The sequence below is a fragment of the Sphingobacterium sp. NPDC055346 genome (assembly GCF_053645235.1).
In genome coordinates, this window is the sequence record NZ_JBSHMI010000005.1 from 61758 (window position 1) to 87636 (window position 25879).

The 25879-nt window shown below is 42.7% G+C and carries 20 protein-coding genes; 16 read left to right on the forward strand and 4 right to left on the reverse strand.

Annotation, left to right across the window (positions count from 1 at the left end):
- Positions 1 to 10 precede the first annotated feature (10 nt).
- From ACWICE_RS11315 to ACWICE_RS11365, 11 genes are read left to right on the forward strand one after another with little or no spacing between them, the layout of a single operon-like run.
- A complete protein-coding gene (locus tag ACWICE_RS11315; protein WP_175486330.1) occupies positions 11 to 1246 on the forward strand; it encodes an NADH-quinone oxidoreductase subunit D in 1236 nt (411 codons plus the stop codon).
- A complete protein-coding gene (locus tag ACWICE_RS11320) occupies positions 1239 to 1766 on the forward strand; it encodes an NADH-quinone oxidoreductase subunit NuoE family protein (protein WP_093099578.1) in 528 nt (175 codons plus the stop codon). The genes ACWICE_RS11315 and ACWICE_RS11320 overlap by 8 nt, the downstream gene beginning before the upstream one ends.
- Positions 1767 to 1770: 4 nt before the next feature.
- A complete protein-coding gene (gene nuoF, locus ACWICE_RS11325) occupies positions 1771 to 3126 on the forward strand; it encodes an NADH-quinone oxidoreductase subunit NuoF (protein ID WP_093099576.1) in 1356 nt (451 codons plus the stop codon).
- A 27-nt stretch (positions 3127 to 3153) separates the two neighbouring features.
- Positions 3154 to 4170: a 2Fe-2S iron-sulfur cluster-binding protein gene (locus ACWICE_RS11330; protein ID WP_093099575.1), complete on the forward strand. Its 1017-nt coding sequence runs from the start codon at positions 3154 to 3156 to the stop codon at positions 4168 to 4170.
- 12 nt (positions 4171 to 4182) lie between these two features.
- The gene (nuoH, locus tag ACWICE_RS11335) at positions 4183 to 5220 is read left to right on the forward strand and encodes an NADH-quinone oxidoreductase subunit NuoH (RefSeq protein ID WP_093099573.1); all 1038 of its coding nucleotides are present in this window, start codon (positions 4183 to 4185) and stop codon (positions 5218 to 5220) included.
- Positions 5221 to 5231: 11 nt separating this feature from the next.
- Positions 5232 to 5756 (forward strand): NuoI/complex I 23 kDa subunit family protein, encoded by a 525-nt coding sequence (locus ACWICE_RS11340; RefSeq protein ID WP_093099572.1) that lies wholly within the window; start codon positions 5232 to 5234, stop codon positions 5754 to 5756.
- A gap of 3 nt (positions 5757 to 5759) precedes the next feature.
- On the forward strand, positions 5760 to 6266 hold the full coding sequence (locus ACWICE_RS11345) for an NADH-quinone oxidoreductase subunit J family protein (protein WP_093099570.1): 507 nt from the start codon (positions 5760 to 5762) through the stop codon (positions 6264 to 6266).
- On the forward strand, positions 6259 to 6588 hold the full coding sequence (gene nuoK / locus ACWICE_RS11350) for an NADH-quinone oxidoreductase subunit NuoK (protein WP_185218458.1): 330 nt from the start codon (positions 6259 to 6261) through the stop codon (positions 6586 to 6588). Before ACWICE_RS11345 ends, nuoK begins: the two co-directional genes overlap by 8 nt.
- Positions 6589 to 6619: 31 nt before the next feature.
- A complete protein-coding gene (nuoL, locus tag ACWICE_RS11355) occupies positions 6620 to 8542 on the forward strand; it encodes an NADH-quinone oxidoreductase subunit L (protein WP_454290850.1) in 1923 nt (640 codons plus the stop codon).
- Between the two features lie 18 nt (positions 8543 to 8560).
- Positions 8561 to 10009: a complex I subunit 4 family protein gene (locus tag ACWICE_RS11360; protein WP_454298408.1), complete on the forward strand. Its 1449-nt coding sequence runs from the start codon at positions 8561 to 8563 to the stop codon at positions 10007 to 10009.
- A gap of 20 nt (positions 10010 to 10029) precedes the next feature.
- The gene (locus ACWICE_RS11365) at positions 10030 to 11415 is read left to right on the forward strand and encodes an NADH-quinone oxidoreductase subunit N (RefSeq protein ID WP_185218461.1); all 1386 of its coding nucleotides are present in this window, start codon (positions 10030 to 10032) and stop codon (positions 11413 to 11415) included.
- 118 nt (positions 11416 to 11533) lie between these two features.
- Here the strand turns inward: ACWICE_RS11365 and ACWICE_RS11370 are convergent, their stop codons facing one another.
- On the reverse strand, positions 11534 to 12004 hold the full coding sequence (locus ACWICE_RS11370) for a hemerythrin domain-containing protein (protein ID WP_454290851.1): 471 nt from the start codon (positions 12002 to 12004) through the stop codon (positions 11534 to 11536).
- Between the two features lie 93 nt (positions 12005 to 12097).
- The gene (hmpA, locus tag ACWICE_RS11375; protein ID WP_454290852.1) at positions 12098 to 13306 is read right to left on the reverse strand and encodes an NO-inducible flavohemoprotein; all 1209 of its coding nucleotides are present in this window, start codon (positions 13304 to 13306) and stop codon (positions 12098 to 12100) included.
- 175 nt (positions 13307 to 13481) lie between these two features.
- Here hmpA and ACWICE_RS11380 point away from each other — a divergent pair, with 175 nt between their 5' ends.
- The 5 genes from ACWICE_RS11380 to ACWICE_RS11400 all read left to right on the forward strand — a co-directional run bounded on the left by ACWICE_RS11380 (position 13482) and on the right by ACWICE_RS11400 (position 19321).
- Complete coding sequence (locus ACWICE_RS11380) at positions 13482 to 13928, forward strand: RrF2 family transcriptional regulator (RefSeq protein WP_454298409.1); 447 nt, start codon at positions 13482 to 13484, stop codon at positions 13926 to 13928.
- Positions 13929 to 14025: 97 nt separating this feature from the next.
- On the forward strand, positions 14026 to 16545 hold the full coding sequence (locus ACWICE_RS11385) for a DUF5686 family protein (RefSeq protein ID WP_454298410.1): 2520 nt from the start codon (positions 14026 to 14028) through the stop codon (positions 16543 to 16545).
- A gap of 1 nt (position 16546) precedes the next feature.
- Positions 16547 to 17317, forward strand: coding sequence for an enoyl-CoA hydratase/isomerase family protein (locus ACWICE_RS11390; RefSeq protein WP_454290854.1), 771 nt, complete (start codon positions 16547 to 16549; stop codon positions 17315 to 17317).
- A gap of 273 nt (positions 17318 to 17590) precedes the next feature.
- On the forward strand, positions 17591 to 18577 hold the full coding sequence (locus ACWICE_RS11395) for a sensor histidine kinase (protein WP_454290855.1): 987 nt from the start codon (positions 17591 to 17593) through the stop codon (positions 18575 to 18577).
- Positions 18578 to 18778: 201 nt separating this feature from the next.
- Positions 18779 to 19321, forward strand: coding sequence for a glycosyl-4,4'-diaponeurosporenoate acyltransferase CrtO family protein (locus tag ACWICE_RS11400; protein WP_454298411.1), 543 nt, complete (start codon positions 18779 to 18781; stop codon positions 19319 to 19321).
- Between the two features lie 1704 nt (positions 19322 to 21025).
- Here ACWICE_RS11400 and ACWICE_RS11405 read toward each other — a convergent pair.
- The gene (locus ACWICE_RS11405; RefSeq protein WP_185213206.1) at positions 21026 to 22621 is read right to left on the reverse strand and encodes a RagB/SusD family nutrient uptake outer membrane protein; all 1596 of its coding nucleotides are present in this window, start codon (positions 22619 to 22621) and stop codon (positions 21026 to 21028) included.
- 17 nt (positions 22622 to 22638) lie between these two features.
- Positions 22639 to 25590, reverse strand: coding sequence for a SusC/RagA family TonB-linked outer membrane protein (locus tag ACWICE_RS11410; protein WP_454298412.1), 2952 nt, complete (start codon positions 25588 to 25590; stop codon positions 22639 to 22641).
- Positions 25591 to 25879 lie beyond the last annotated feature (289 nt).

Here is a 25879-nt window from a genome sequence, read left to right on the forward strand (position 1 = left end):
AGAGGATGTCATGAGTAAATCGATTTCAAGAATATCACATAATGCACCAGTCTTTGATGATAATGATCCTCAAGACGATTTGGTGACCCTAAATATTGGTCCTACCCACCCTGCAACGCATGGTGTTTTTCAGAATGTCGTGCAGATCGATGGTGAGCGTATCGTCAGTGGGGTTTCCACCATTGGATATATTCACCGTGCATTCGAAAAAATTGCAGAGCATAGACCTTTTTATCAGATTACCCCTTTAACAGACCGCTTGAACTACTGTTCATCACCAATCAATAATATGGGTTGGCATATGACCGTTGAGAAGCTTTTGGATATAGAGATACCAAAACGCGTTCAATATATGCGCGTGATAGTGATGGAATTGGCGAGGATTGCTGACCACATCATATGTAACGGTATTTTGGGGGTTGATACTGGTGCCTTTTCAGGATTCCTGTATGTGATGCAGGAACGTGAGTTCATCTATGAAATCTATGAAGAGATATGCGGAGCCCGATTGACGACCAATATTGGGCGTATCGGTGGTTTTGAGCGTGATTTCAACGACGTGGCATTTGAAAAGATCAGAGAATTCTTAAAGAGATTCCCGCCAGTTTTGAGGGAATTCCAAGAGTTGTTTGACAGAAACAGAATTTTTATCGAGCGTACCTCCAATGTAGCCGCGGTTACCCCAGAGGAAGCTTTAAGTTATAGCTGGTCAGGTCCAATCTTACGTGCAACAGGCGTGGATTATGATGTGAGAGCGCATTCTCCATACTGTTCATACGAGGAATTTGATTTTGATATTCCAGTAGGCACAAATGGGGATGTTTATGACCGATTTATGGTAAGAAATGAAGAGATGTGGCAATCCCTTCGAATCATTGAGCAAGCTTTGGAAAAAATAGACAAGGAGCCGAAAGGCATTTTCCATGCTGATGTTCCTGATTTTTACCTCCCGCCAAAAGAGCAAGTATATACAAGCATGGAGGCCTTGATCTATCACTTTAAGATCGTGATGGGAGAATGGGACGCTCCAAAGGCTGAGGTTTATCATTCCGTTGAAGGGGCAAATGGTGAATTGGGATTCTATATGGTACATGATGGAGGAAGAACTCCATATCGTCTGCACTTTAGAAGGCCTTCATTCATCAATTATCAGATGTTTGCGCCTATGAGTAGCGGAATGTTGATTTCAGATGCGATTATCAATATGAGTAGTTTAAACGTAATAGCTGGTGAATTAGATGCTTAGTGTTAAAGAAAATATGATTGTCGAGTTTTCGGCAGAGCTTTTGGGGAAATTCTCCGAAGTGGTAAGTCGTTATCCAGAAGGTAAGCAAAAATCAGCATTATTGCCTATCCTTCACCTCGTACAGGAGGAATATGGATGGTTAAGCGTGGATGCCATGGAGAAAGTGGCGGCCTTCTTAACCATCCAACCTATTGAAGTGTTCGAGGTGGCGACATTCTATACCATGTATTTCCTACAGCCGCAAGGTAAATATGTCCTGGAGGTTTGCCGAACGGGGCCATGTTGCCTGGTTGGTGCAGAGAAGATCATGTCTCATATTGAAGAGAAATTAGGCGTAAAAGAAGGAGAGGTGACTGCTGATGGGATGTTCTCTTGGCGGGGCGTGGAGTGTTTGGCGGCATGTGGATTTGGTCCCGTGCTTCAGATCGGTCCAAGCTATACCTTCTATGAGAACCTGACACCGGAGAGTGTCGATCAATTAATCGGCGATTTAAAGAATAAATCAAAAAGCGAGGCTTAGTAATATGGGACGTAAGTTATTATTAGAACATATCAATGTGCCAGGAATCAACACCTTCGCTGTTTATCGGGAGAAGGGTGGTTACCGTGCTGTAGAGAAAGCCTTGAAAAGCATGTCTCCAGAGGATGTAGTGGAAGAGGTGAAGAAATCGGGTCTTCGTGGCCGTGGTGGAGCAGGATTCCCTACTGGAATGAAATGGAGCTTTTTGGCAAAACCAGAAGGCGTTCCGCGTTATTTAGTTTGTAATGGAGATGAGTCGGAACCGGGAACATTCAAGGACCGTTTCTTGATGACCTATATTCCGCATGCCTTAATTGAAGGGATGATCGTTTCCAGCTATGCATTAGGAGCACATACCTCCTATATCTATATCCGTGGCGAGATGATGCCTCAAATCCGAATTATGGAAAAGGCCATCGAAGAAGCAAAAGCGGCTGGATTTTTAGGTAAAAATATATTAGGGACTGGTTACGACCTGGAGATCTATGTACAACCGGGAGGGGGGGCCTATATCTGTGGTGAAGAGACAGCCCTGTTGGAATCCCTAGAGGGGAAAAGAGGTAATCCAAGGATTAAACCTCCATTCCCTGCTGTTGCGGGCCTATATGGCTGCCCAACGGTGGTAAACAATGTGGAATCCATTGCTGCGACAGTGCCTATCGTCAATGATGGCGGCGAGGAGTATGCAAAAATTGGAATTGAAAGAAGTACAGGAACTAAATTGATTTCAGCGTCAGGGAATATTGCAAAACCTGGAGTATATGAAATTGAGATGGGTGTCCCAGTGGAAGAATTTATTTTCTCCGATGAATATTGTGGAGGAATGGCAAATGGCAAGCGATTGAAGGCTGTAGTGGCTGGAGGTTCTTCGGTGCCTATCCTTCCTGCCAACCTGATTGTGAAAACGATGAAAGGCGAACCGCGCCTGATGACCTATGAGTCATTGGCAGATGGGGGCTTTATAAGTGGTACAGCAATGGGATCTGGAGGCTTCATCGTTTTTGATGAAGATCAATGTATTGTCAGGAATACCTATAACTATACTCGTTTCTACCGTCATGAGAGCTGTGGGCAATGTTCACCTTGTCGTGAAGGAACGGGTTGGATGGAAAAGATCTTGAACAAGATCGAGACCGGTCATGGTGACATGTCGGACATCGATCTATTGTGGCAAGTGCAACAAAAGATCGAAGGAAATACGATCTGTCCACTTGGTGATGCAGCGGCTTGGCCTGTTGCAGCCGCAATTCGTCACTTTAGGGATGAATTTGAGTGGCATATCCTACATCCGGAAGAAGCCCAGAAGAGAAACTACGGTTTAGCACATTATGCAGATCCATTGGTTCCAGTAACGGAATAATTAGGGTCATTTTAACAAAAAGCAACAATGGCAGAAGAAGTTCAAAATTTTAAAGTAACGATAGACGGAATAACGATTGAAGTTGCTCCGGGTACTACGATATTAAATGCTGCTAGGCAGATTGGTGGGGAGATCGTTCCTCCAGCCATGTGCTATTATTCTAAGCTAGAAGGTACAGGGGGAAAATGCCGTACCTGCTTGGTGAAAGTAAGCAAAGGATCGGAAAAGGATCCAAGACCAATGCCTAAATTGGTTGCATCATGCCGTACAACGGTCATGGACGGAATGGAGGTGCTGAATATTACCTCTCCAGATGTCGTGGATGCAAGAAAGGCGGTTGTGGAGATGTTATTGATCAACCACCCATTGGATTGTCCGGTCTGTGATCAGGCAGGCGAGTGTAAGCTCCAAGATTTGAGCTATGAGCATGGTGCTGAGAAAACCAGATATGAATTTGAGCGCAGGACATTTGAGCGAATTGATATTGGTGATAAGATCCAGTTGCACATGAACCGATGCATTTTATGCTATCGTTGTGTATATGTGGCCAACCAATTGACCAATAAAAGGGAACATGGCATTCTGTTCCGTGGAGACCATGCTGAAATATCGACTTATATCCATGAGGCACTGGATCATGACTTTATCGGTAATGTGATCGATGTATGTCCAGTTGGAGCATTGACGGACAAGACCTTTAGGTTTAAGAATAGGGTTTGGTTTACTAAACCGGTCGATGCCCACCGTGATTGTCCAAAATGTTCTGGAAAGGTGACATTATGGTACAAAGGTCCAGATGTGATCCGTGTGACGGGAAGAAAAGATGAGTACAATGAGGTTGATGAGTTTATCTGTGATACCTGCAGGTTTGAAACCAAGCGTACAGATGAGTGGATTTTAGATGAGCCGACCAAGATCAGCGATCAATCGGTTATTGCCTCCAACCACTACCATCAATTTGATCCTCCAAGTGTAATCAAGGACAATCCTGTATTGCAGGAAGCCAATGTGGAGCAGTTAGCAAGATCTGAAAAATTAAAATAGAAAATAGGGAAGATGGAAACGGCCTTTATTTTAGAGAAATTAATCTTAGTTGTCATCATATTCGTGGTTACCTTGGTCATTGCCATGTATTCCACGTTAGCTGAGCGTAAGATTGCGGGTTTTATGCAGGATCGCCACGGTCCGGATAGAGCTGGAGCATTTGGTATCTTACAGCCTTTATGTGATGGTGGTAAATTCTTTTTCAAAGAAGAAATCATTCCTGCGGGAGCACATAAAACCTTATTTATTTTAGGGCCGACCATAGCCATTATTACAGCCTGTATCAGTTCGGCGGTAATTCCTTGGGGGCAAACCTTGACCATTGGTGACAAAGCGATCAGCTTACAGGTTGCCGATGTGAATATCGGTGTACTTTACATCTTTGGGGTTATTGCTCTTGGTGTTTATGGGATCATGCTTGGTGGATGGGCATCGAACAATAAGTTCTCGTTAATGGGAGCGATTCGTGCGGCTTCACAAAGTATCAGTTATGAAATTGCCATGGGTCTTTCCTTGATCGCTTTATTAATGGTGACCGGAACGCTATCCATTGGAGAGATCGTAGCACAACAATCAGGATTTGTAAACTGGAATATCTGGGTTCAGCCTTTGGGATTCCTGATCTTTATGACCTGTGCATTTGCAGAATGTAACCGTGTACCATTTGACTTGCCAGAATGTGAGACTGAGTTAGTTGGGGGATACCATACGGAATATTCATCCATGAAATTGGGTCTTTATATGTTCTCTGAATACATCAATATGTTCGTGTCCTCATCATTGATGGCAGCATTGTATTTCGGGGGCTATAATTTTCCATTTATGTATGATCTGGGTCTTTCAGAAAACTGGATCACCATCATTGGGGTATTGGTATTCTTTGCGAAGATATTTGGATTCATCTTCTTCTTTATGTGGGTAAGATGGACCTTGCCGCGTTTCAGATATGACCAGTTGATGAATTTAGGCTGGAAGATGTTGATTCCATTGGCCATTGCCAATATCGTTTTGACAGGGATCATTACCATCGTTAAAGATACTTACTTTTAATCGGGAGAGATATGCAGTCGTTATCAAATAGGAAAAAAGTATTAGAACAAAAGCCGATGAACTTTTGGGAGCGCATTTATTTGCCTGCTATCGCCAAAGGTCTATCGATTACCATAAGGCACTTCTTCAAGAAGATCCCTACCATTAAGTATCCGGAGGAGATCAGGCCTTATTCAAAGAACTTTAGGGGACAGCATTCCTTGAAGCGTGATGAACAGGGCAGGGAGCGTTGTACAGCATGTGGCCTATGTGCCTTGTCTTGTCCTGCAGAAGCCATTACGATGACTGCGGGAGAGCGCAAGAAAGGGGAGGAGAACCTGTACAGGGAAGAGAAATATGCAGTTGTTTATGAAATAAACATGTTGCGTTGTATTTTTTGTGGCCTGTGTGAAGAAGCATGTCCAAAAGAGGCAATTTACCTAGATGGTAAACATGTTACTGCAGATTATTTACGTAAGGATTTCATTTATGGTAAAGACAAGTTGTTGGAACCAAAGTTTGATATCACCAAATTATCTCAAAATCAGCAAGCATAACCTATGACCATATTTTATTTTGTAGCGTTTCTATCGATATTCTTTGCGTTGATGACCATCTTCACGAAGAATCCTGTACATAGTGTACTCTACTTAGTTATCACTTTTTTCACCTTTACCGTGCATTATATTCTATTGAATGCGCAGTTTTTGGCCGTAGTTAATTTTATCGTTTACATGGGGGCGATCATGGTTTTATTCCTGTTTGTCCTGATGTTACTGAACCTGAACAAAGATAGCGAGCCTATGAAATCCCATTTAGTGAAATTTATGGGAGCGATAGCTGGAATGTGCCTATTGGCCGTATTCTTAGGTGCTTTTAGGGTATTGGAATCTAATAATGAGTTTGTAAAGGGCCATGAAGATATTGGTTTGGTAAAGAACCTGGGCAAGGTATTGTTCAAGGACTTTTTATTACCATTTGAATTGTCCTCCATCCTGTTGTTAACAGCGATGGTTGGAGCTGTATTATTGGCAAAGAAAGAAACACGAGCGAAACAAAATGGGTAGTTTAATTGAAAATATGCAGGGTATTCCCCTGAATCATTATTTGATATTCTGTAGCATCATCTTCGTGATCGGTGTGATCGGGGTATTGATTCGCCGGAACGTCATTATTATCATGATGTCGATTGAGTTGATGCTTAATTCGGTGAATTTATTGTTGGCTGCGTTCTCCGCTTATCGTGGGGATCCTAGCGGACAGGTTTTTGTGTTTTTTATTATGGCTTTGGCAGCTGCAGAGGTTGCGGTCGGTCTAGCGATAATTATTATGGTTTATAGGAATACCAAATCAGTGGATATTGATTCCCTGAATAAACTGAGGTGGTAAAAATAGATAAGAATTTTAGAGAGAATTGTATATGAAAGAATTCATTTGGATGCTCCCCTTACTTCCTTTATTAGGATTTCTGATGATTGGACTGCTGAGAAAAAGCACGCCAAGACCATTGATTTCAATTATTGGATGCGGAACAATCCTCATTTCATTTTTACTAAGCTGTGGTTTATTCAAGGAGGTTTATGATGCAAGACAAGCTGGGGGTGATGGTGTTATTTTCCAAGAAGTATTCAACTGGTTTACGGTAGGAAGTTTTAGTTTCAACATTAGCTTTTTGGTTGATCCATTGAGTTCAATCATGTTATTGATCATTACGGGAGTTGGATTTTTGATCCATCTGTACTCTGTAGGATATATGGCAAATGATGAAGGTTTTGGTAAATACTTCTCGTATTTGAACCTGTTTATCTTCTTTATGTTGCTTTTGGTATTAGGATCCAACTATTTGGTGATGTTCATCGGTTGGGAAGGCGTAGGCTTATGTTCTTATCTATTGATCGGATTCTGGTTCAAGAACAGCAATTATGCGAAGGCAGCGAAAAAAGCTTTTGTCATGAACCGTATCGGTGATTTAGGGTTCTTGATCGCCATGTTCTTTATCTTGGCCAATTTTGGTTCTTTAGAATTTCAACAGGTATTTCCTGCTGCCGGACAACTGGCAATGGGCGATACGTCTTTATTGATCATTACCTTATTGTTATTTGTTGCAGCAACAGGTAAATCGGCCCAGATTCCATTGTTTACTTGGTTGCCAGATGCGATGGCAGGCCCGACGCCAGTTTCGGCCTTGATCCACGCAGCGACTATGGTAACTGCTGGTATCTATATGATCGCCCGTTCAAACATCATGTTTACATTATCTCCGGTTACCATGGAGGTTATTGCGATCATCGGTGTGGCAACGGCTTTGGTTGCTGCATTTATTGCGATTACGCAAAATGACATCAAAAAAGTATTGGCATATTCCACGGTCTCTCAACTGGGATATATGTTTTTAGGTTTAGGTGTTGGAGCCTTTACCGGAGCGTTTTTCCATGTGTTGACCCATGCATTTTTCAAGGCCTTATTGTTCTTGGGTGCGGGTTCCGTAATCCACGCGATGAGCGAGGAGCAGGATATGCGAAAAATGGGAGGCCTGAAAAAGTACTTGCCTATCACCTATGCAACGATGTTGATCGGAACGATAGCTATTTCCGGGATTCCACCATTGTCGGGTTTCTTTTCAAAAGATGAGATATTGGCACATGCCTTTGTTGCCAGTCCGATCTTTTGGGCGTTAGGTTTTATTGGAGCCTTATGTACCGCATTCTATATGTTCAGATTGTTGTATCTGACCTTCTTTGGTAAATTCCGTGGAACGGAGAACCAGAAACATCATTTGCATGAATCACCTAGCTCAATGACTATTCCATTGATCGTATTGGCTATTCTGTCGGTATTGGGTGGATTAATCAATATTCCTGAGGCATTATTCGGAGGCGCATGGTTGGCTAACTTCCTAAGTCCGGTATTTGCACAAACTAATCAGGTAGTGGAACCATTCCATCTATCACATAGCACAGAGTTTGTTTTAATGGGCGCATCAGCATTAGGTGCCATCATTATGGCTTTCGTTGCTTACAATAAGTACATTAAAAAATCAGATATTCCCGGGACCGATGGTTCAGCAGAACAAGGCGGACTATATAATCTATCTTACCATAAAATGTACATCGATCAATTGTATGACACCTTATTTGTTCGTCCATTGAATGGACTGTCCAAATTCTTGCATACTGTTGTTGATAAGACCGGTATCGATGGATTAGTCAATGGAATTGGCGAATTGTTTGTTTCTTCAGGGAAGGGCATTCGTCAGATCCAGAGTGGGAATGTTGGGTTTTATATATTTATGATGGTGATCGGAGTTATTGCTTTCATGCTTTATGGATTATTTACAATCTAGATCAGAATTTAGGAATCAATGGACAACCTTTTTATACTGCTAATTTTACCTGTAATAAGTGCTATTATTTTAGCCTTTATCAAGAACAGCTCTGCTAAATGGGCTGCATTGGTCTTGTCACTTATTCAATTAGGCTTAACAATTCCTTTCATCTGTACGTTTGTGCCTGATGCAAGTATTCAGTTTGCACAATCTTGGAACTGGATATCGAGCTTGGGGATTCAATTCCAGATAGGCTTGGATGGTATTAGCCTTCCTATGTTGATCTTAACAAATGGCTTGATCCCTTTAATCATCTTGGCAAGTTTTGGCCATGAGCAAAAGGGAGGATTCTATGGTTTAGTTTCCTTTATGCAGGCTGGATTGGTATTGGTATTTATCTCATTGGATGCTTTTTCATTTTATGTAGGTTGGGAAGCAGCTTTGATCCCAATTTACTTTATCTGTGCATTGTGGGGAGATGGAAACCGTATCAAAATAAACTTGAAATTTTTCGTATATACCTTCTTCGGGAGCTTGTTGATGTTGATTGCGATTATCTATCTATATCAACAAACCGGCGGAAAGGATATGTCATGGGCAACCTTGACTCAATTGGACCTGACAGATGCTGCTCAACGTTGGGTATTCTGGGCGTTCTTTATTGCTTTTGCAATTAAGATTCCTTTGTTCCCATTCCATTCATGGCTGCCAGATACCTATACTCATGCATCTACAGCAGGTACCATGCTTTTGTCGGGTATCATGTTGAAAATGGGTCTGTTTGGTCTATTGCGTTGGTTATTGCCTTTAGCACCTGAAGCGGTTTCTCGATATGGCAATATTGCATTGATCATGGGAATCATCGGTGTCGTTTATGGAGCGATCATCGCTTTCAAAATGAAAGATGCTAAACGCTTGATTGCTTACTCTTCTATTTCACACGTGGGTCTTATTGCCGCAGGTGTTTTTTCATTGACCCAAGAAGGAATGCAAGGAGCAATCCTGCAAATGATCAATCACGGTATTTCTGTTGTTGGTCTTTTCTTTGTAATCGATGTTATCCAGAGAAGGACAGGAACCAGGGATCTTGCTGAGCTAGGTGGTTTGGCGATTAAAATGCCGATCCTGGCGGTGACTTTCTTGGTGATCATCATGGGTGCAATCGGATTGCCACTAACAAATGGTTTCATTGGAGAGTTCTTATTGTTAAAGGGAATTTTCGGTAGTGGCGATAGTGGCGTTTGGTATGCTGTTCTTGGTGGTACGACCTTGATTTTTGCAGCAGTTTATATGTTACGTCTGTATCAGAAAACCATGTTAGGTCAGATCAATGACAATCAGACCCAGGTAAAGGATATTTCTGGCTATGAGGTGGTCTTATTATCGATCATTGTCATTCTAGTTATTTTAATAGGTGTTCTTCCGAATAGTTTATTACATCTTTCAGAGGCATCAGTTTCACAGTTATTACAACAAATTAAATAGTACGAGTTTAAAGATATATTATGGGTGCGATTATTACGCTTTCTTTGTTAGGTATTCTGCTTTTGTATTTAGGCTTGTACAAAGCTAAAAATGCATTACTGCCTGTTAGTATATTAGGCTTGTTGGTTGCCTTTGGGTTTGAAGCCTATTATTGGAATGTCCAGGCAGAGCCTTTATATAGAGGAATGGTTATTTTTGATCATTTTTCCCTTTCTTTTTCGATGCTATGTATAGCATTGACCATTCTGATCCTGTTATTGTCGAAAGAGTACTTTAAGTCTATTTCGGACAATATCGCAGAATATTATTCCTTAATCTTATTCTCCTTAACGGGTGCTATATTAGTTTGTTCTTACCATAATTTCGCCATGCTGTTTATCGGTCTAGAGATTATGTCGGTAGCCTTGTATATTTTGGCGGGGATCAGAAGGACCGATAAGGCATCCAATGAAGCTTCGTTGAAGTACTTCTTGATGGGGGCTTTTTCTACTGGTTTCTTGCTGTTCGGTATAACGCTATTATATGGATCAACTGGTTCATTTGATTTAGCTGTGATCAAACAATATATTATTGATAATCCAACAGGCATTTCACCAATGTTCTATGGAGGTATCTTGTTATTGTTAGTTGGGTTGTGCTTCAAAGTTGGTGCTGCTCCATTCCATTTCTGGACTCCAGATGTATATGATGGTGCTCCTATATTGATCACGATCTTTATGAGTACCGTGGTGAAGATTGCTTCATTCGCTGGCTTCTTAAAATTGTTCAGTACCGTCTTGGTTCCATTGAATGAGTTTTGGACTCCGGTTTTATTGACCGTGGTGATCATTACCTTGTTTATAGGAAACGTGACTGCGCTTATGCAGACCAGTTATAAGCGTATGCTGGCTTATTCTAGTATTTCGCATGCTGGATATATGCTTTTTGCAATCTTGTCGATCGGTCCAAATTCAACTTCAGGAATCTTAACTTATTCAGCAGCTTACGGGTTGGCTTCGATTATTTCTTTTGGAGCATTGATCTTGGTGAAACGCCAAGCTGGATCGGATAGTTTTGAATCCTTCAATGGTCTAGGTAAAAGAAGTCCGTGGTTGGCATTCTGTATCACGATTTCTATGCTTTCATTAGCAGGTATTCCGTTGACAGCAGGTTTTATCGGTAAGTTTATGATGTTCTCCAATGTTATGAATGATTACCATACCGTACTGTTGGTTTTGGCTGCAATCAATGCTGCAGTTGGTGTGTATTACTACTTAAGGGTAGTGGTTCATATGTACTTCATGGATTCTAAGGAAGAGGTGACCGTTAGCATGCCGATTAATTTCCAGATCGTATTTGTTCTTTCCGTAATTCTGACTTTTGTGTTGGGAGTTTATCCGGATGCGTTGATTTGGTTAGCTAAATAGACATCAGACAATGGACATAAGACCTGGAGAATGGGTTTTGATGTCCGATAGAAGATATAAAGTAAAAAGGTCAGGATATCCTGACCTTTTTGTATTGATGTGTAGTTGTTGAAGATTTTTAGGCTTTGGTATTCCAGAATTCGTCTTCCCAAGCCATTTCGTTTATTGGATGTTCGTGTTTAAGGCTGATATATTCCATTTCTTCATCGGTAGCTATGCTCTGAATGAGAGGGAACAGCTGTCTTTCTTCCATTCTGATATGGGATTCCATTTTTTCTTCAATTCTGTTGAGGGATTTGACGGTATGTGGCTCATTCAATATCAGTCTTTTTATAGCTCTATGTTCAGCAATAGCTTCCTGTGCAAGTTTGTTCTCAGAACCAAGGATTGGAAAAACATATTTCTCTTCAATATTGAAATGATGGGAGATCTGTTGATGCCAAGCATTGATCAAGAAGTTGCCGATACGGTCAGGGTCGATATTTAGTTCCAGGCCTCGCCTTATCTTCCAACAAATCAAAAGGGAGAAATGATGTTCCTTACTAAGAGGCCTTAATGCTGGATGTCTTTTCAAAGGTCTAGTTTCCATTGTTCCAGTTTTTATGGTGATTCTGTTCTATAGAGGCACCCAGATCAACCGGGTGCCTATTTTCAAGAGCTGAACTCTTGGGCTACAGATTTATTAATTTAAAGACAGGGATGCTGGTCCGAATTCTTCGAAATGGATCGCTTCTGTGTCAACGCCCGCATCTTTCAGGAATTCATAATGTTTGCGGATAAAGCCTGCAGGGCCACATAAATAGTAGTTGGCTCCATTCAGCAATACCTTTTCCTGAATCTCTTCGAGATTGACAACGCCAGATGTTGCATCAGCGCTTTCTTTTTCCAATTGTTCATAGAATAGATGATTCTGCAATGATGGATTGATGGCTGAAAGTTCCTGTAATCTATCTTTGAAAGCATGGACCTGTTCATTTCTACATCCATGGACCCAAACGATCGGTTGGGTACTGTTTTTATTGAGAATCAATTCCTCAAGCATGGCCAATAGAGGAGTCTGTCCGATTCCACCACTGATAAAGACTTGTGGGTTGTTGTTTTCCTTTTGGTTCAAGACAAAGTTACCTGATGGTGAACTAAGTTCGATCTTATCACCTACTTGGATATGGTCGTGCAATCTATTGCTGATCATGCCGTCTGGATGTTTACTGCCTTTTTCTTTTTTAACAGAAATACGGTAAAACTTGCCGTTTGATGAGCTTGAGATACTGTATTGGCGAGGTTGGATCAGGTTTAATTCTGGTAAGAACAGCCTAACACTGATATATTGACCAGGTAAGTGGGCAGCGATATCTCCCTGATCGGTTGGATACAGGTAAAATGAGGTAATCTCTTGGGATTCCATTACTTTATCTCTGACCTCAAATGGCCTCCAACCGGTCCAGCCTCCTGGTCTATTTACTTTTGCTCTGTAAAGAGCGTTTTCATGACCGCTCATGATATCTGCCAATTGGCTGTAAGCAAGGGTCCATGCTTCTAACAGTTCGTCCGTAGCTGCATCGCCAAGAACTTCTTTAATGGAAGAGATCAGATGGTTTCCGACGATCTGATAATGTTCAGGGCGGATGTCTAAACTGGTATGTTTATGGCCAATATGGTCGACCACGCCTAAAAGAACCGACGGATTTTCAATATTTTCGGCATAAGCCAGCACTGCCATAGCCAAGGCCGTTTGTTGTTTCCCTGATTGTTGGTTGCCCATGTTGAAGACATGTTTAAGTTCAGGGTTGTGCTGAAACATGCGGTTGTAGAAATAGCTTGTTAATAATACTCCGTTTTCTCTCAAGACTGGTACTGTCGCTTTAATTAATGCTATTTGATTCTCTGTCATTACGTTGATAGTTTTCTAGTTTCTTATTTAAATTGAATTAAATTAAAACAAAGATAAAAAGAATAAAAGAGTTTTTTGTCCTTTATTAAGTTTCTGACATAAGAATGTTGTAGACGAGGGCGGGTAAAGAATAGGGCTCATTCTCAATTTTTATCCCTAATTTTGGAGAATGGGTATGTTTTCAAAGTCAACCGAGTATGCCATTCGAGCAGTCTTTTATATCGCTAAGTCCACACAACTTGGTAGAAAAGTGGGTATAAAAGAGATTGCCAGCAATATACAATCACCTGAACCCTTTTTGGGGAAGATCCTTCAGGAGCTGAGCAAGGGTGGTATTGTGAAATCTGTAAAAGGTCCCAATGGCGGGTTTTACCTGACTGAAGTTGAGATGAATAAGAGATTGTCGGAGGTAGTCAAAGCAATCGATGGGGATGATATTTTTATCGGTTGTGGCATGGGCTTACCGCAATGTTCCGAGGAACATCCATGTCCTTTGCACAATGAGTTTAAGGCCATCCGTTCGGAATTGGCAAGGATGCTCAACAGCATTACCCTGGGTCAGTTCAATGAGGAGCTTATTCTGGGCAGCTTAAAACTGAACCGTGTTGATAAGAATCAATAATAATTCCTTCGGTCCACAACATATTTTGCCTCCTTTTTTCGTTTAATAATTTGAACTTTCACAACAAATTGTATCTTTATAAAGTTCAGGTTTTATTATGAGAAGTGCCCCTTTCTTCTGTTTTTTGTGCGCATTTGTATCGGTCCATTGCTTCACGGTTAACCTTTCGTTGGCCCAAACTGTCATTTCTGGCAAAGTATTGGATAAGGACAGCAAGCAGGCAGTTGCAGGGGCGACCATTCTGGATTTAGATACCAAAAGGGCAACTTCTGCAGATAATAAGGGCTTCTTCAGTTTGAGTTTGGATTCTCGGTCCAAACAGATTGAAGTCCGTGCCCTAGGCTTCAGGACCCTGATCGCCAATATCCCTGATTCACTTACCAATCTCGTCTTTGAATTGACCCATGATTCCAATAAGATCGAAGCAGTCTCCATTAGCCATAAATCTAAATATCGTAACAGGAACAACAAAGCGGTCGAGTTGATCGATTTGGTGATAAGACATAAACATCAAAACAGGTTGTCTGGAAAGGACAGTCTGGAGTTTGATCAATATGATAAGCTTAAATTCGGTTTTATTGACCCTAAGGTTTCCAATAAACAGGGAATGTTGGGACTGGGCTTTCTGTTCGGGAACATCGATAGTACCAGTTATGAAGGGAAAAAGCTGCTTTCCCTGTATTTGGAGGAGAGCAATGCAAAGGTCTATGGAAAGAAGGATCCCCCGAAATTTAAAAAGATAATAACCTCCCAAAGAAAGACCGAGTTTGATAGGCGATATGTCAACAACCCCAACATCCAGGAATTCCTGAACTACATGTTCCAGCAGGTAGATGTTTATGATGAGAGTATCTATATCCTGAACAAGCAGTTCTTGAGTCCAATCGCAGATAACGGTAAACTGTTCTATAAGTATTATATCACGGATACTATCTTCAATGAAGAAGGATATTTTATCCAATTGAAGTTCGAACCAAGGAATAAAACGGATCTATTGTTCAATGGTATTCTTCAGGTAAGTATGGATGGCACCTATGCTGTTAAGAAAGCTAACCTCAAGATCAATGAGGAAACCAACCTTAACTGGGTAAAGGAAGGGGAGATAGTTTTTCATTATGAGAAAGACAAAACAGGGGTCATGTTAATGGACAGCACCCGGACTTTTCTGACTTTCGGAATTCGAAAGGGGGAGACGGTTTTTGCTGATCGCATAAGTATTAACGACAATTATCGCTTAGGAACCAAGTTCCCGATAAATGTTTTTTCAGGTCCACCGACTGAGATACTTCCCCAAGCAGACATAACCATCCCGAATCGACCAATTGCGTTGAACAACGCGGAACAGAATACGTACAGGAACATTGAAACGCTAAACCAGAAAAAGAGTTTTAAGACCGTTTTGGCTTTAGGCTACCTGTTGTCCCAAGGTTTCTATAACCTTGGGATGTTTGAGATAGGTCCGCTGGAATATCTGTACAGCCAAAATAATATTGAGGGGAACCGTTTCAGGATAGGGGGCAGGAGTACGCAAGCATTGACAGACAAAGCGTATTTTGAAGGTTATGTCGCATATGGATTGGATGATGCCCGATTGAAGTACTTTCTGAGATCTGCCGTTTCCCTGAACGGTAATTCGGTGGTGACTTTTCCAGCCCATTATATTGAAGGATCTGTTCAGAACGATATAATGGAGCCAGGTCAACAGATAGGTTTCCTAAAAGGGGATAGTTTCTTCAGGTCCATTCGAAGGAATAGACCTACAAAATGGTTTGATACCCGTGCTTATCAATTGCAACATGTTGTAGAATTTGGAAACCACTTCAGTGTTACCACTGGATTCACGCATAGAAACCAGAATACGGTTGGAGATTTGCGATTGATCAACTCAGGGAACCCAGAGGCGTTGCTGACCCATATCCAGAGCAATGAGGCACATGTGGACTTGCGATGGGCACCTTTTGAGAAATTCTATTATCGCAACTTAAATAGGAAGACCATCATTGAAAAACATCCGGTTTTCAACCTGACCTATACCCATAGTCTGGACGGTTTCTGGAATACGACCTATGCCTATGACAAGCTGACTGCAGCAGCTTCCAAGCGCTTCTTTTTAAACCAACTAGGTTTTGCAGACCTCAGGGCAGTTGGGGGTAGAATATGGGGAACCCTACCATACACAATGTTGGAGTTACCGAACGTAAAACAGCGTGAAGACCGACATGAAATCGATTTCGACATGATGAACCCCATGGAGTTTGTTGCCGATAGTTATTTAAAGGTTGGGGTATACCATCAATTGCAGGGATTCTTATTCAATAAGATTCCATTGATCAAGAAATTGAATTTACGGGAGGTATGGGGAGCTCAGATGTTCTATGGTAAATTAAGTGACCAAAATAACCCGTATATTAGTAATGATGTGGTTGAATTCGACCGCAATAAGGAAGGAGAGATCTTGACAAATGTTCCTAATGGACAGCCTTATTGGGAGGGTACCTTGGGAATTGACAATATCTTGAATGTTCTGAAGGTTGAATATGTGAGGAGATTGAATTACAATGGACTACCCAATGTCAGGAGTGAACGAATAAGGTTTTCAATCAATATTAATTTTTAGTATGAGCTATCAAAACATTACGCTAGAGATCAAGAATAAAACAGCCCAAATTACCATTAATCGCGAAGGCAAATTAAATGCCTTGAATCGCGATACCATTGCGGAACTGAAGGATGCAGTAAGCCGGGCTGAAGCTGATGGGTCCGTCAGGGGGCTGATATTGACCGGTGCAGGGGAAAAGGCCTTTGTTGCCGGTGCGGATATTAAGGAGTTCCTTGGCAAGAGCAAAGAGGAGGCAGAGGCGATGTCGAGGTCCGGGCATGAACTGATGAATAAAATTGCCAACCTTTCCAAGCCTGTGGTTGCTGCCATCAATGGTTTTGCGCTGGGAGGAGGACTGGAACTCGCTTTGGCCTGCCATTTCAGGGTAGCGTCCTCTACCGCCAAAATGGGACTCCCTGAAGTTTCCCTAGGTCTGATCCCTGGATATGGAGGGACCCAGAGGCTACCCGAGCTTATCGGCAAGGGGAGGGCCCTGGAACTGATCCTGACAGGAGAGATGGTCGACGCCAAAGCGGCGTACATATGGGGCCTTGTAAGCTCGATCGTTGATCCTGATCTTCTTATTGACCAGTCCCAAAAACTCCTTGAAAGAATCTATTCCCGATCCGCTTCTGCAGTATCTGCGGCCATCGTAGCGGTAAACGGCAGCACCCAGGGAAAGGTGGAAGGATACGGGCTAGAGATCCGGACCTTTGCCGAATGTTTTGTTTCAGAGGATTTCTCTGAAGGACTGAGTGCATTCACTGAAAAGAGGAAGCCAAGGTTCTGAACAGTCCTTGCTGAGAAATCCATTTGTTTGCCTGATCCTTCGAAAAAAGCACCGTAAATATGGAGGTGGGGCAATTGGGGTTCGCAGGTGCCCAAAGTGAAATAACCTTGAGGTCCACATGCTTTTTGAGGAACCGCCTTATAGAATGATTTTGACATCGATAACCTTAATAATATTGCAATGGCAGGTACTTTAAACCCTCTTCTGGCGTTTTCGGAAAATGTATATCTGATGATTTTTTCGTTCGATCCCTCCAAATGGGAGATAAGGTACATGAACCATTCATTCAGATTTTTTATGGGATTTGAAAAGGTTGCCGAGAACCTAACGGAGATCCTTGACCATGTACACCCAGAAGATAGGGAATCTCTCCTAAGGGAAATCAAGGACATCAGGGTGAAGCCCATTGAAAAGAGAGCAGTCAGGTTTTCTGTAGCTGGAAATTTAAGGCACCTGAGACTTACCATGTACCAGGTCGATACTTCAGGTAGGCCAGAGTGCGTAGGGTTCGCCGAAGACTTTACCGGAGAGGTCGAGTTCCAGAAGAACATACTCAGCCACAATGCAAAGAAAAATGCCATTCTCAATATATTGAGCCATGATATAGCAGGGTCCTTCGCCACCCTAAGGAACCTTACTGATTTAGCCATGGGGAACATGAACAACGGGGACCCCGGCAGCCTGGAGAACGCATTGTCTGCAATAAGAGACATCTGTATGAGCAACATGTCGCTAATCAAGAGTTTCCTAAAGAAGGAATTTATCACCTCCTTGTCGGTTCCCCTTAATATGGAAAGGGTGGACCTGGTGCCGATGGTACGTGATTTCATGGACCAATGTGCCAGAATGGAGAGCCATCTAGGGGTATCATTTGTGTTCAGTTCAGATTTTCCCACTATCACCATGGACATGGATGAGGATAAACTGATCCAGGTATTGAACAACCTTATTTCCAATTCTCTCAAGTTTACCCACACTGGCGGAACGATAACGGTATCGCTCATTGATATTGGAGATAAAGTCCGCCTATCCGTCAGGGATACGGGGATAGGTATACCCGAGGACATGAAATCTCAGGTATTCAACAAGTTCAATGACCAGAGCAGGACCGGTCTAAATGGCGAAAAATCGAATGGAATCGGCTTATGGGTAGTTAAGACCGTTGTAGAGTGGATGGGGGGGCGCGTTGATTTTGAAAGCCGCGTGAATGAAGGGACAGAATTTTTCCTAGAGTTCCCCAAAACGTTTTCACATGGGTAGGGTGCCATCGGTATTAATCCTAATCAGAGCGGAATTGGATCTGATGCGGGCTAGCGAAATCCGGGGAGGGATCAGTGGGTAGGAGTCCTTCGCTCGGTGAAAATGATCAGGCAACTCTTTTCCAGCCCAGTGAAAAATGGCGCAGATTTTCTTTTACAGAACGGTTGCCCTGAAATAGTGGATTAAACAAAAAACCAAGCAATGCTCAAAACAAGACACCGTTACCAGCGGCATATGCTGAACCAGTTATTTAATCTTTTCTGGACGCTTGTATGCTTTACGCCCATATTTTGGTTCTGGTACCTGGTAGGTGCAAAGGGGTCCTGGCTGTATATTGCAATTGGCTTAGCTATGCTTTTTGCCCTTGTGCCGGCATGGGTCCTAGAAAGGACCGTCTTGAGCGAGGATCCAGGATTTTATGAAAGGTACGGTGTAAGGTTCATGAGGAAATTTGTCCAGGACGGGGATATCGTGAATTCCATGACGAAAAAAAAACGACCTGCCCAAGGTAGGGGAAAGGCCCATGCGAAAAGATACCTTTCTACGATCGCGATGTATGAGCGTTACCATTGGACATGTATGGTGTTCTTCCTGCTTTCCACCGTCATTGCCTTTCTCCATGGATTTTGTATCGCAGGGACCTCAATTTTAGCTGCCAATTTCACATATAATGCAATCCCGATCTTTCTACAACAGTACAATAAGGTCAGGATAAAGAAAATTACAGATCTTCAGGATACTTAGTTGAGGATGCTCTTATCTTTTCGTCCTTTATCCTGATGTGGATGGCTGATTCCATCTTATAGCTAGTATGGCAGGGGTTTCCGGCATTATGTAGCATGGTGCCGGACATTTTATTACTCCCCAGGGCATTATTTCCGAATTTGCTGGTCGGCGCAAGCCCCTTTTTTCCCATTGCCCTCCAAGCATCCAAGCGGCCTCAATGCAGAGGTCCGGAATTTCCCCCACACCCTGGCTTTACGATCCTATTGGGAAGGGGATTGTTGGGGCTAAGGTTCCGGAGGGCCTGGTCTTGGAGCCCTTTTTGGGTCTCTTGGAAACTCTCCTGGAATAACCTCGGGGTTTCCGTATGGTCTCTACGGGTAATAAGGAAAATCGGTCGCTTTGCTTTCAGAAGTTTCCCCACCAACTTTTAATTTATATGTTATGGCATTAATTACAGCAATTGAATGCAAGGTCAGCAGGGAAATTGAAATTCAATCTCCAAAGATTCCTTCCATGGTCTTTTAGGGGCTGTCCTTATTTCTAGGGGATATCGGACGCACAAAAATGCGTTCGGTTGAGACAGGACAGAAGACAAAGGTCCTCTCGCCATCGGTCAATGGGCAGCACCATCCTAACGTTTAGGGATCCATAATAAAGCGGTGAAACCAATGGGGCATGATTGATTGACCATTGCCTGGCGCATAAAAATGGATTCCATTCCGAAGGCTTTCAGTGCGTTAGGTAGATTATGTAATATCTTTGGTACGCAATTAAACCTTCTGTTTTTGAGATTGTCGTTTATTTTATGAAAAGAGCACCATTGATATTTCGGAAAAAAAAATTGGATATAGAGGATTTTGTTTTCACTCATGCATTTTGGATGCTTCGCAACCATTCTAGGGACAAAGCGGTTTGTTTTGTTGATTCCCTATTGAAAAAGTACCCCAAGGCAAAAAAATCTGTTTTGCTGCGGTTGTCCCAGATAGAGTGAGAAATGTCTTACCTGGTATATAGGCACATTGCCTTTGATTCTCGGATTCTTCGGCCATGCCCAGTTGGAGCAAGGACATGGTTATATTCGATCCCTAGATTGCTCGTATCGTTTGTGCATATCAGGGCAAATCGGAAGCCCTAGCCTTCATTGTAGCGCTAAATAAGATTCAAATAGAAGATCTGGTCAAAATAGACATGCCGATAGATGCCGTTGTAACATAAAGCAACCAATAACTGAGACCTCCTAACCGCTATCAACTGGTCCAGAAATTCAAGTGAATTGGCCTTACCTGTGCGCATATCCTTTCTCGACATCCCGGAACGCGTATTTGATGGTATAATGTTCCTAGATTACCTCCCGACTGAATAATCAGTCGATTGTCTGTCAGAAATGATAGGTTTTCCCTGGATTGAAAACGAATTTCAGGTCAAGGATTTGCTTGCCTTCAAGAATTCTTTCAATACCAGGTCCATCAAAGGGAAAGGTTGCTCCTGAAACTAACTTGTTTAAAATGGATTATAAGAGTTTCGATTTAAATTAATGTACAGTGCGGATCTTCAAATATCTCATGCAACCATTCACCCAAAATGTTATTTATAAGCTCGAATTTGGATTACTTTCCGAAGTAAATAAGCTGTATTCCCGCCTTTGAGACCTATCCGCTGGAATTTTGACCATCCGGTTGAGTAAAAGTTAGCCCGTCCAAACCAGACGGGCTAAAGCTTCTTTTAATATCCTGGATTTTGTGTCAGGTTCGGTTCTACCTTGAGTGAGCTCTCATGGAAAGGCCACAAGTACTGATTGTCTGTAAACCTCCGGTCTTCGATCTTCAATGACTGAAGGGTGTTATTGATCTTCCTTGTATGGCCCATTGCAGGTTGGTTCAATACTTTGTCCGCGATCTTCCAGCGTATAATATCATCATACCGTATACCTTCTCCTGCAAATTCAATCCTTCTTTCATTGCGGATTAGGTCAATCCACTGTTGCTGGGTTTTGCCCGTGAGTTTCACATCCGCGATCGTCATGTCCAATCCTGCTCTTTTGCGGATTTTATTGATGTTATCCTTCGCTAGTTCATCAGGTCCTCCGGACATAATCTTCGCTTCAGCATAGGTCAACAGCACTTCTGCATATCTTATCAGCGGGAAGGTCATGTTCCCACCGGACCTGAAGGCATCGGCTTCGTCCACGAACTTCCTGAACCAATAGCCAGATTTACTGCCCCTAAGTTGCTGATAGTACATTGGGCTGTTCACATTATAGATGTCGATCACCTCCCCCGAAAACTTATCACCGTGCCCAAAAATACTTTGTCCATACCGAGGATCCCTGTTCAATTTTGGGTCAAGCTCATATTCTTCTCTGGTATGAAGCGGACATTGGTCAATTGGACGCCCTTGCAAGGTCCAATAGCTATCAACCAAAGATTTGGTTGGGACCATATAGGATTGGCCTTTTCCGGTCCTGTAATGAGGGCCTAGATGTTCAAAGGATGCAGTTGCAGAGTTGTCGTGGCTCTCCATGTCAAATTTGATGATGAATTCCTTGTTTGTTTTGTCCGCCTTGTAACTAAACATATCCCCATAGTTGCCATGCAGGTCGTATCTGCCCGAGTCCATGATTTCTTTCGCAATCTTAGCCGCCAGGTCATATCGCTCAAAATAGAGCGCATACCTCATGATGATTGCCTTGAATGAGTATTTGTTGAACATGTAGGCATTGGTGGTTCCCTCTGACTCCGGTAACCTGGAGGCAATTTCCTCTGCCATGGGGAACAGTTTGTCCAAGATCTCTTTTTTAGGAGTAGATGGCTGTTTGGCTGTTTCAAGGTTTGCCGGTTCAAGGACAAACGGAACATCTCCCCAATGGGACACGATTCTAAAGTAATGCCATACGCGTAGTCCCTCAAGGACGCCTTTGTACTTTTGCCTCACGGTTTCATCTTCAACATAAGGGATATCGACGTTCGCGATAAAGGTATTTAGGCGTCCAACGTGTTTATTGAACAGGGTCCAATAGTACTCTGCGGCCCTTGAGTTGCTGTTGTAATTCCCATTTGCCATAATGCCGTGGTGGTCAGTTTCGATGCGGGCATAGCCGTTGTCCGATCTTCCGTCCAGCATATAGAAGACAAGCCTTCTGTCGGTCGGATGAGTGAAAACATCTCTATAAGAGCTATAGACCACTCTTCTCAAATCTTCTTCAGTATTGAAAAACTCTTGGAAATTAGTTGCTGTAGGATCTCGTTTATCTAGGAATTTCTCACAGCTCGTTGTTCCCAAAGAGCTGATCAGTGCTAATGCAAATATTGTCTTTTTCATTTCAGTAAAGTCATTCGTTAAAAAATGGTTGCTCTAACTCCAAAGCTGTATGTTGCCATTCTTGGGTACACACCATTACCTTGGTTTTCAGTCTTGGATTTGTCCAGTCCTCTTTCCGGTTCCAGGCCTTCCCATTTGGTAAAGGTGAAAGCGTCCTGGGCATTAACATACAATCTGATGTTCTTGATGCTCTTTCCTATTCCTGGGAAAGTATATCCCAACTGTATCATCTTGATCCTGAAATATGAAGCGTCCCCCAGCCAGACATCGCTTAGGTAAGCATTTGAACTATTTCCGCTCCATATCCTTGGAAAACGGGCATTTGGATTGGATTCAGTCCAGCGATTATCTGCATATTCCTTACGGGGCGTCCCCAAGGAATTACTGTCACCATCCACATAGACAGGGTAACCTTCCATTCCGACTAATCTTCCATTTCTTTTACCGACACCTTGTCCCATTACCGAGAAGTCCCAGTTTTTATAGTTCAGGCCAAGGTTGATGGAGTAATTCATGTGAGGAAAAGGATCTCCTAAATAAATCCGGTCCTGGTCATTTATGATACCGTCGCCGTTTTGGTCCTTGTACCTGATGTCACCGGGCAAGGTGTTTGGTAATTTAGCTTCTGTATTTTCCACCTCAGTTGCATTCTGGAAGTAACCATTGCTCTCAAAACCATAATAGTTGTCGATAGCAGCACCATTGTACCAGATTTTATCACTATCGCCCTTGAATATCAGAGTATCTCCCTTATTGTAACCCGCTTTCAACACTTTATTGATATTGTCGAACAGCATTGCGCCGACATTATACTTTACATTTCCAATCCTGTCAGACCATTTTGCGGATAGTTCCCAGCCCTTGTTCTGGACCTCGCCGATATTGACTGCAGATTCCAAGGTGTTCGATCCAGTTAGGGGAGGGACAGGGAAGTTGTTGTAAATTAAGTCGTAAGAGAATTTATCGTATACTTCAGCGGTCAACGACAATCTATTGTTCAAGGCAGTCAAGTCCATACCGATGTTCCATTGTTTTTGTTTCTCCCATGAGAAATCAGGATTGGGAACTCGGATGGTCCACCCCCAGTTATTTACGATCTCTTGCCATAGGTATGGAGCAACGTTCTCATTACCGATCAATCCATAAGATGCACGGATTTTCAGATTGTTGATAGCGCCGCTTTCGCGCAAGGAGCTAAAGAAAGACTCGTTGTGCATATTCCATGCAATCGCCGCCGAAGGGAAGAAGCCCCATTTGTTGCCCGGGGCAAACTTGCTGCTCCCATCAGAACGGCCTGTCAATTCGACCAGATAGCGGTTATCGAAAGAGTAGTTCAGTTTTCCGAAGAATGAAGCTTTGTTCTCTTCTCTATAGTCGGTGTAAGTATAGCTCATCATTTCCGTTCCCAAGGTCAAATAGAGCTTATCTTTATTATCGCGTAGGTCTTTGGTGTAGTTCGCTAAAGCTCTCGCGGTCAATTGGCTCGAGCTCACCCCTTGTTCCGCAGTAACAGAGTTGTTCCATATCGTAACTGGTGCGCCGTCCCCATCGTAGAACTTAAAGGTCCTGCGTTCTGCCTTATTTGCTGATTTATTGATCATATAGGAAACATTACCTTCGATGTTCAGGTTTTTATTGATGTTATATCGTGGCCTCAGGTTGATTGTACTTCTGTCGTGCAGGTAGTTTTTGATTCCGCCTTTTGCAATGGAAGCCAAAGGGTTCATGTTGTTATGAAGGATGTAATGCTCTGGGATGTCGGTGTCCCCATAAAAGATCTGCTGTGTAGGGTTCATTCTCCAGGCTATCTGGTAAAGGCCGTGGCCGTTGTCATTTGCCATCAGGCGATCGACCTGTAATCGATGGGCATAGAAATCAGCCAACAGGACGAATTTGTCCGCTATGTTGATGTTTGTGTTGAAACGCGCTGAGAACTTTTCGGTCCCTTCGATGTCGTTCAATCCTTTTTCCCCGATATGGCCCAGCATCAGGTTGAATGTTCCAACACCACCACCGCCAGAGATGTTCGCTGTGGTGTTGTTTGCAAAAGGTTTCCTCGTCATGATCTCATCGAGCCAGTTCACACTTCTTGTTTCTCCTGATTCTGCCTTGCGTATGTCCTCATCGGTAAAGAGCAAGGTTTGGTTTTGGTGTGCGCGGGTCTCATTGTTCAACTTCATGTACTCCGCGGCATTTACCCAGTTCGGTAGGTCGATAGGGTTGCTGAATGCACCCCAAGCGTTTAGGTCAACCTTGAATTTGCCGGTATAGCCGCGTTCCGTTTCAACTATGATCACTCCATTTGCACCTCTGGATCCGTACATGGAGGTTGAGGCGGCATCCTTTAGGACAGTGATGCTCTTGATTTGGTTAGGGTCAAGGTCAGTGATAGACTGTTCCATTCCGTCCACAATGACCAATGCATCTGCATTCTGCAGGGTGCTGATACCTCGAATGGAAATAGTTCCTGGAACAGCACCTGGGATATTGGACCCCTGGAGCATCGTTACCCCCGGTACGGTTCCGGAAAATGCTTCTTCCATTTTGAAAATGGGCCTGGTTTTGGTGGACTCCATATCCAGACTTGCCACCGAAGACGCAACGTGCTGTTTCTCCACTTGGGAATAACCCATTACCACCACCTCATCGATGGCCTTGTTGTCCGGTTCAAGTATGACGTTGAGATAATCCTTTCCTTTTATGTCGGTCTCCTGGGTCGTGTAACCGATAATGGAGAAAATCAAGGTACCATCATTTGGAACACTTATCTGGAACTGGCCGTCGTCATTGGTCTGTGAACCGATGTTGGTCCCTTTCAGGAGGACAGATACATTTGATAATGGAACGTTGTCGGCTGTTCTGACCTTTCCGTTGATCGTTCGCTGCTGACTGAATGCTCGCGTTGTGCAAACTAAGCATAGGAGCAATAAAAAAGCGGACCTCGCTATGGTTTTCGAAGTAAATTTCATGAGTAATAATGGTATTTATTGATTGTTAGATTCTAGGAGATTGTATCGTTCTTTGAGATTTTTTCATAAACAAGAAATAGGTTTTGGTACAAAGGTTCTTTTTTTAAATTAAAAAATGGTTAACAAATGATTACTAAGGTATTAAATTATATTAAAAAGCCTTTCTTTAAGTTTGCGCTTCTGATGTAATAATTTTGTTATCTTACTTTTTGTTAACTAAATGGTGTTGCTTGAAATTCCTCTTACTGAACCAATTGGGTTAGCATGAGCGAATGTCCGTTGACAAGAC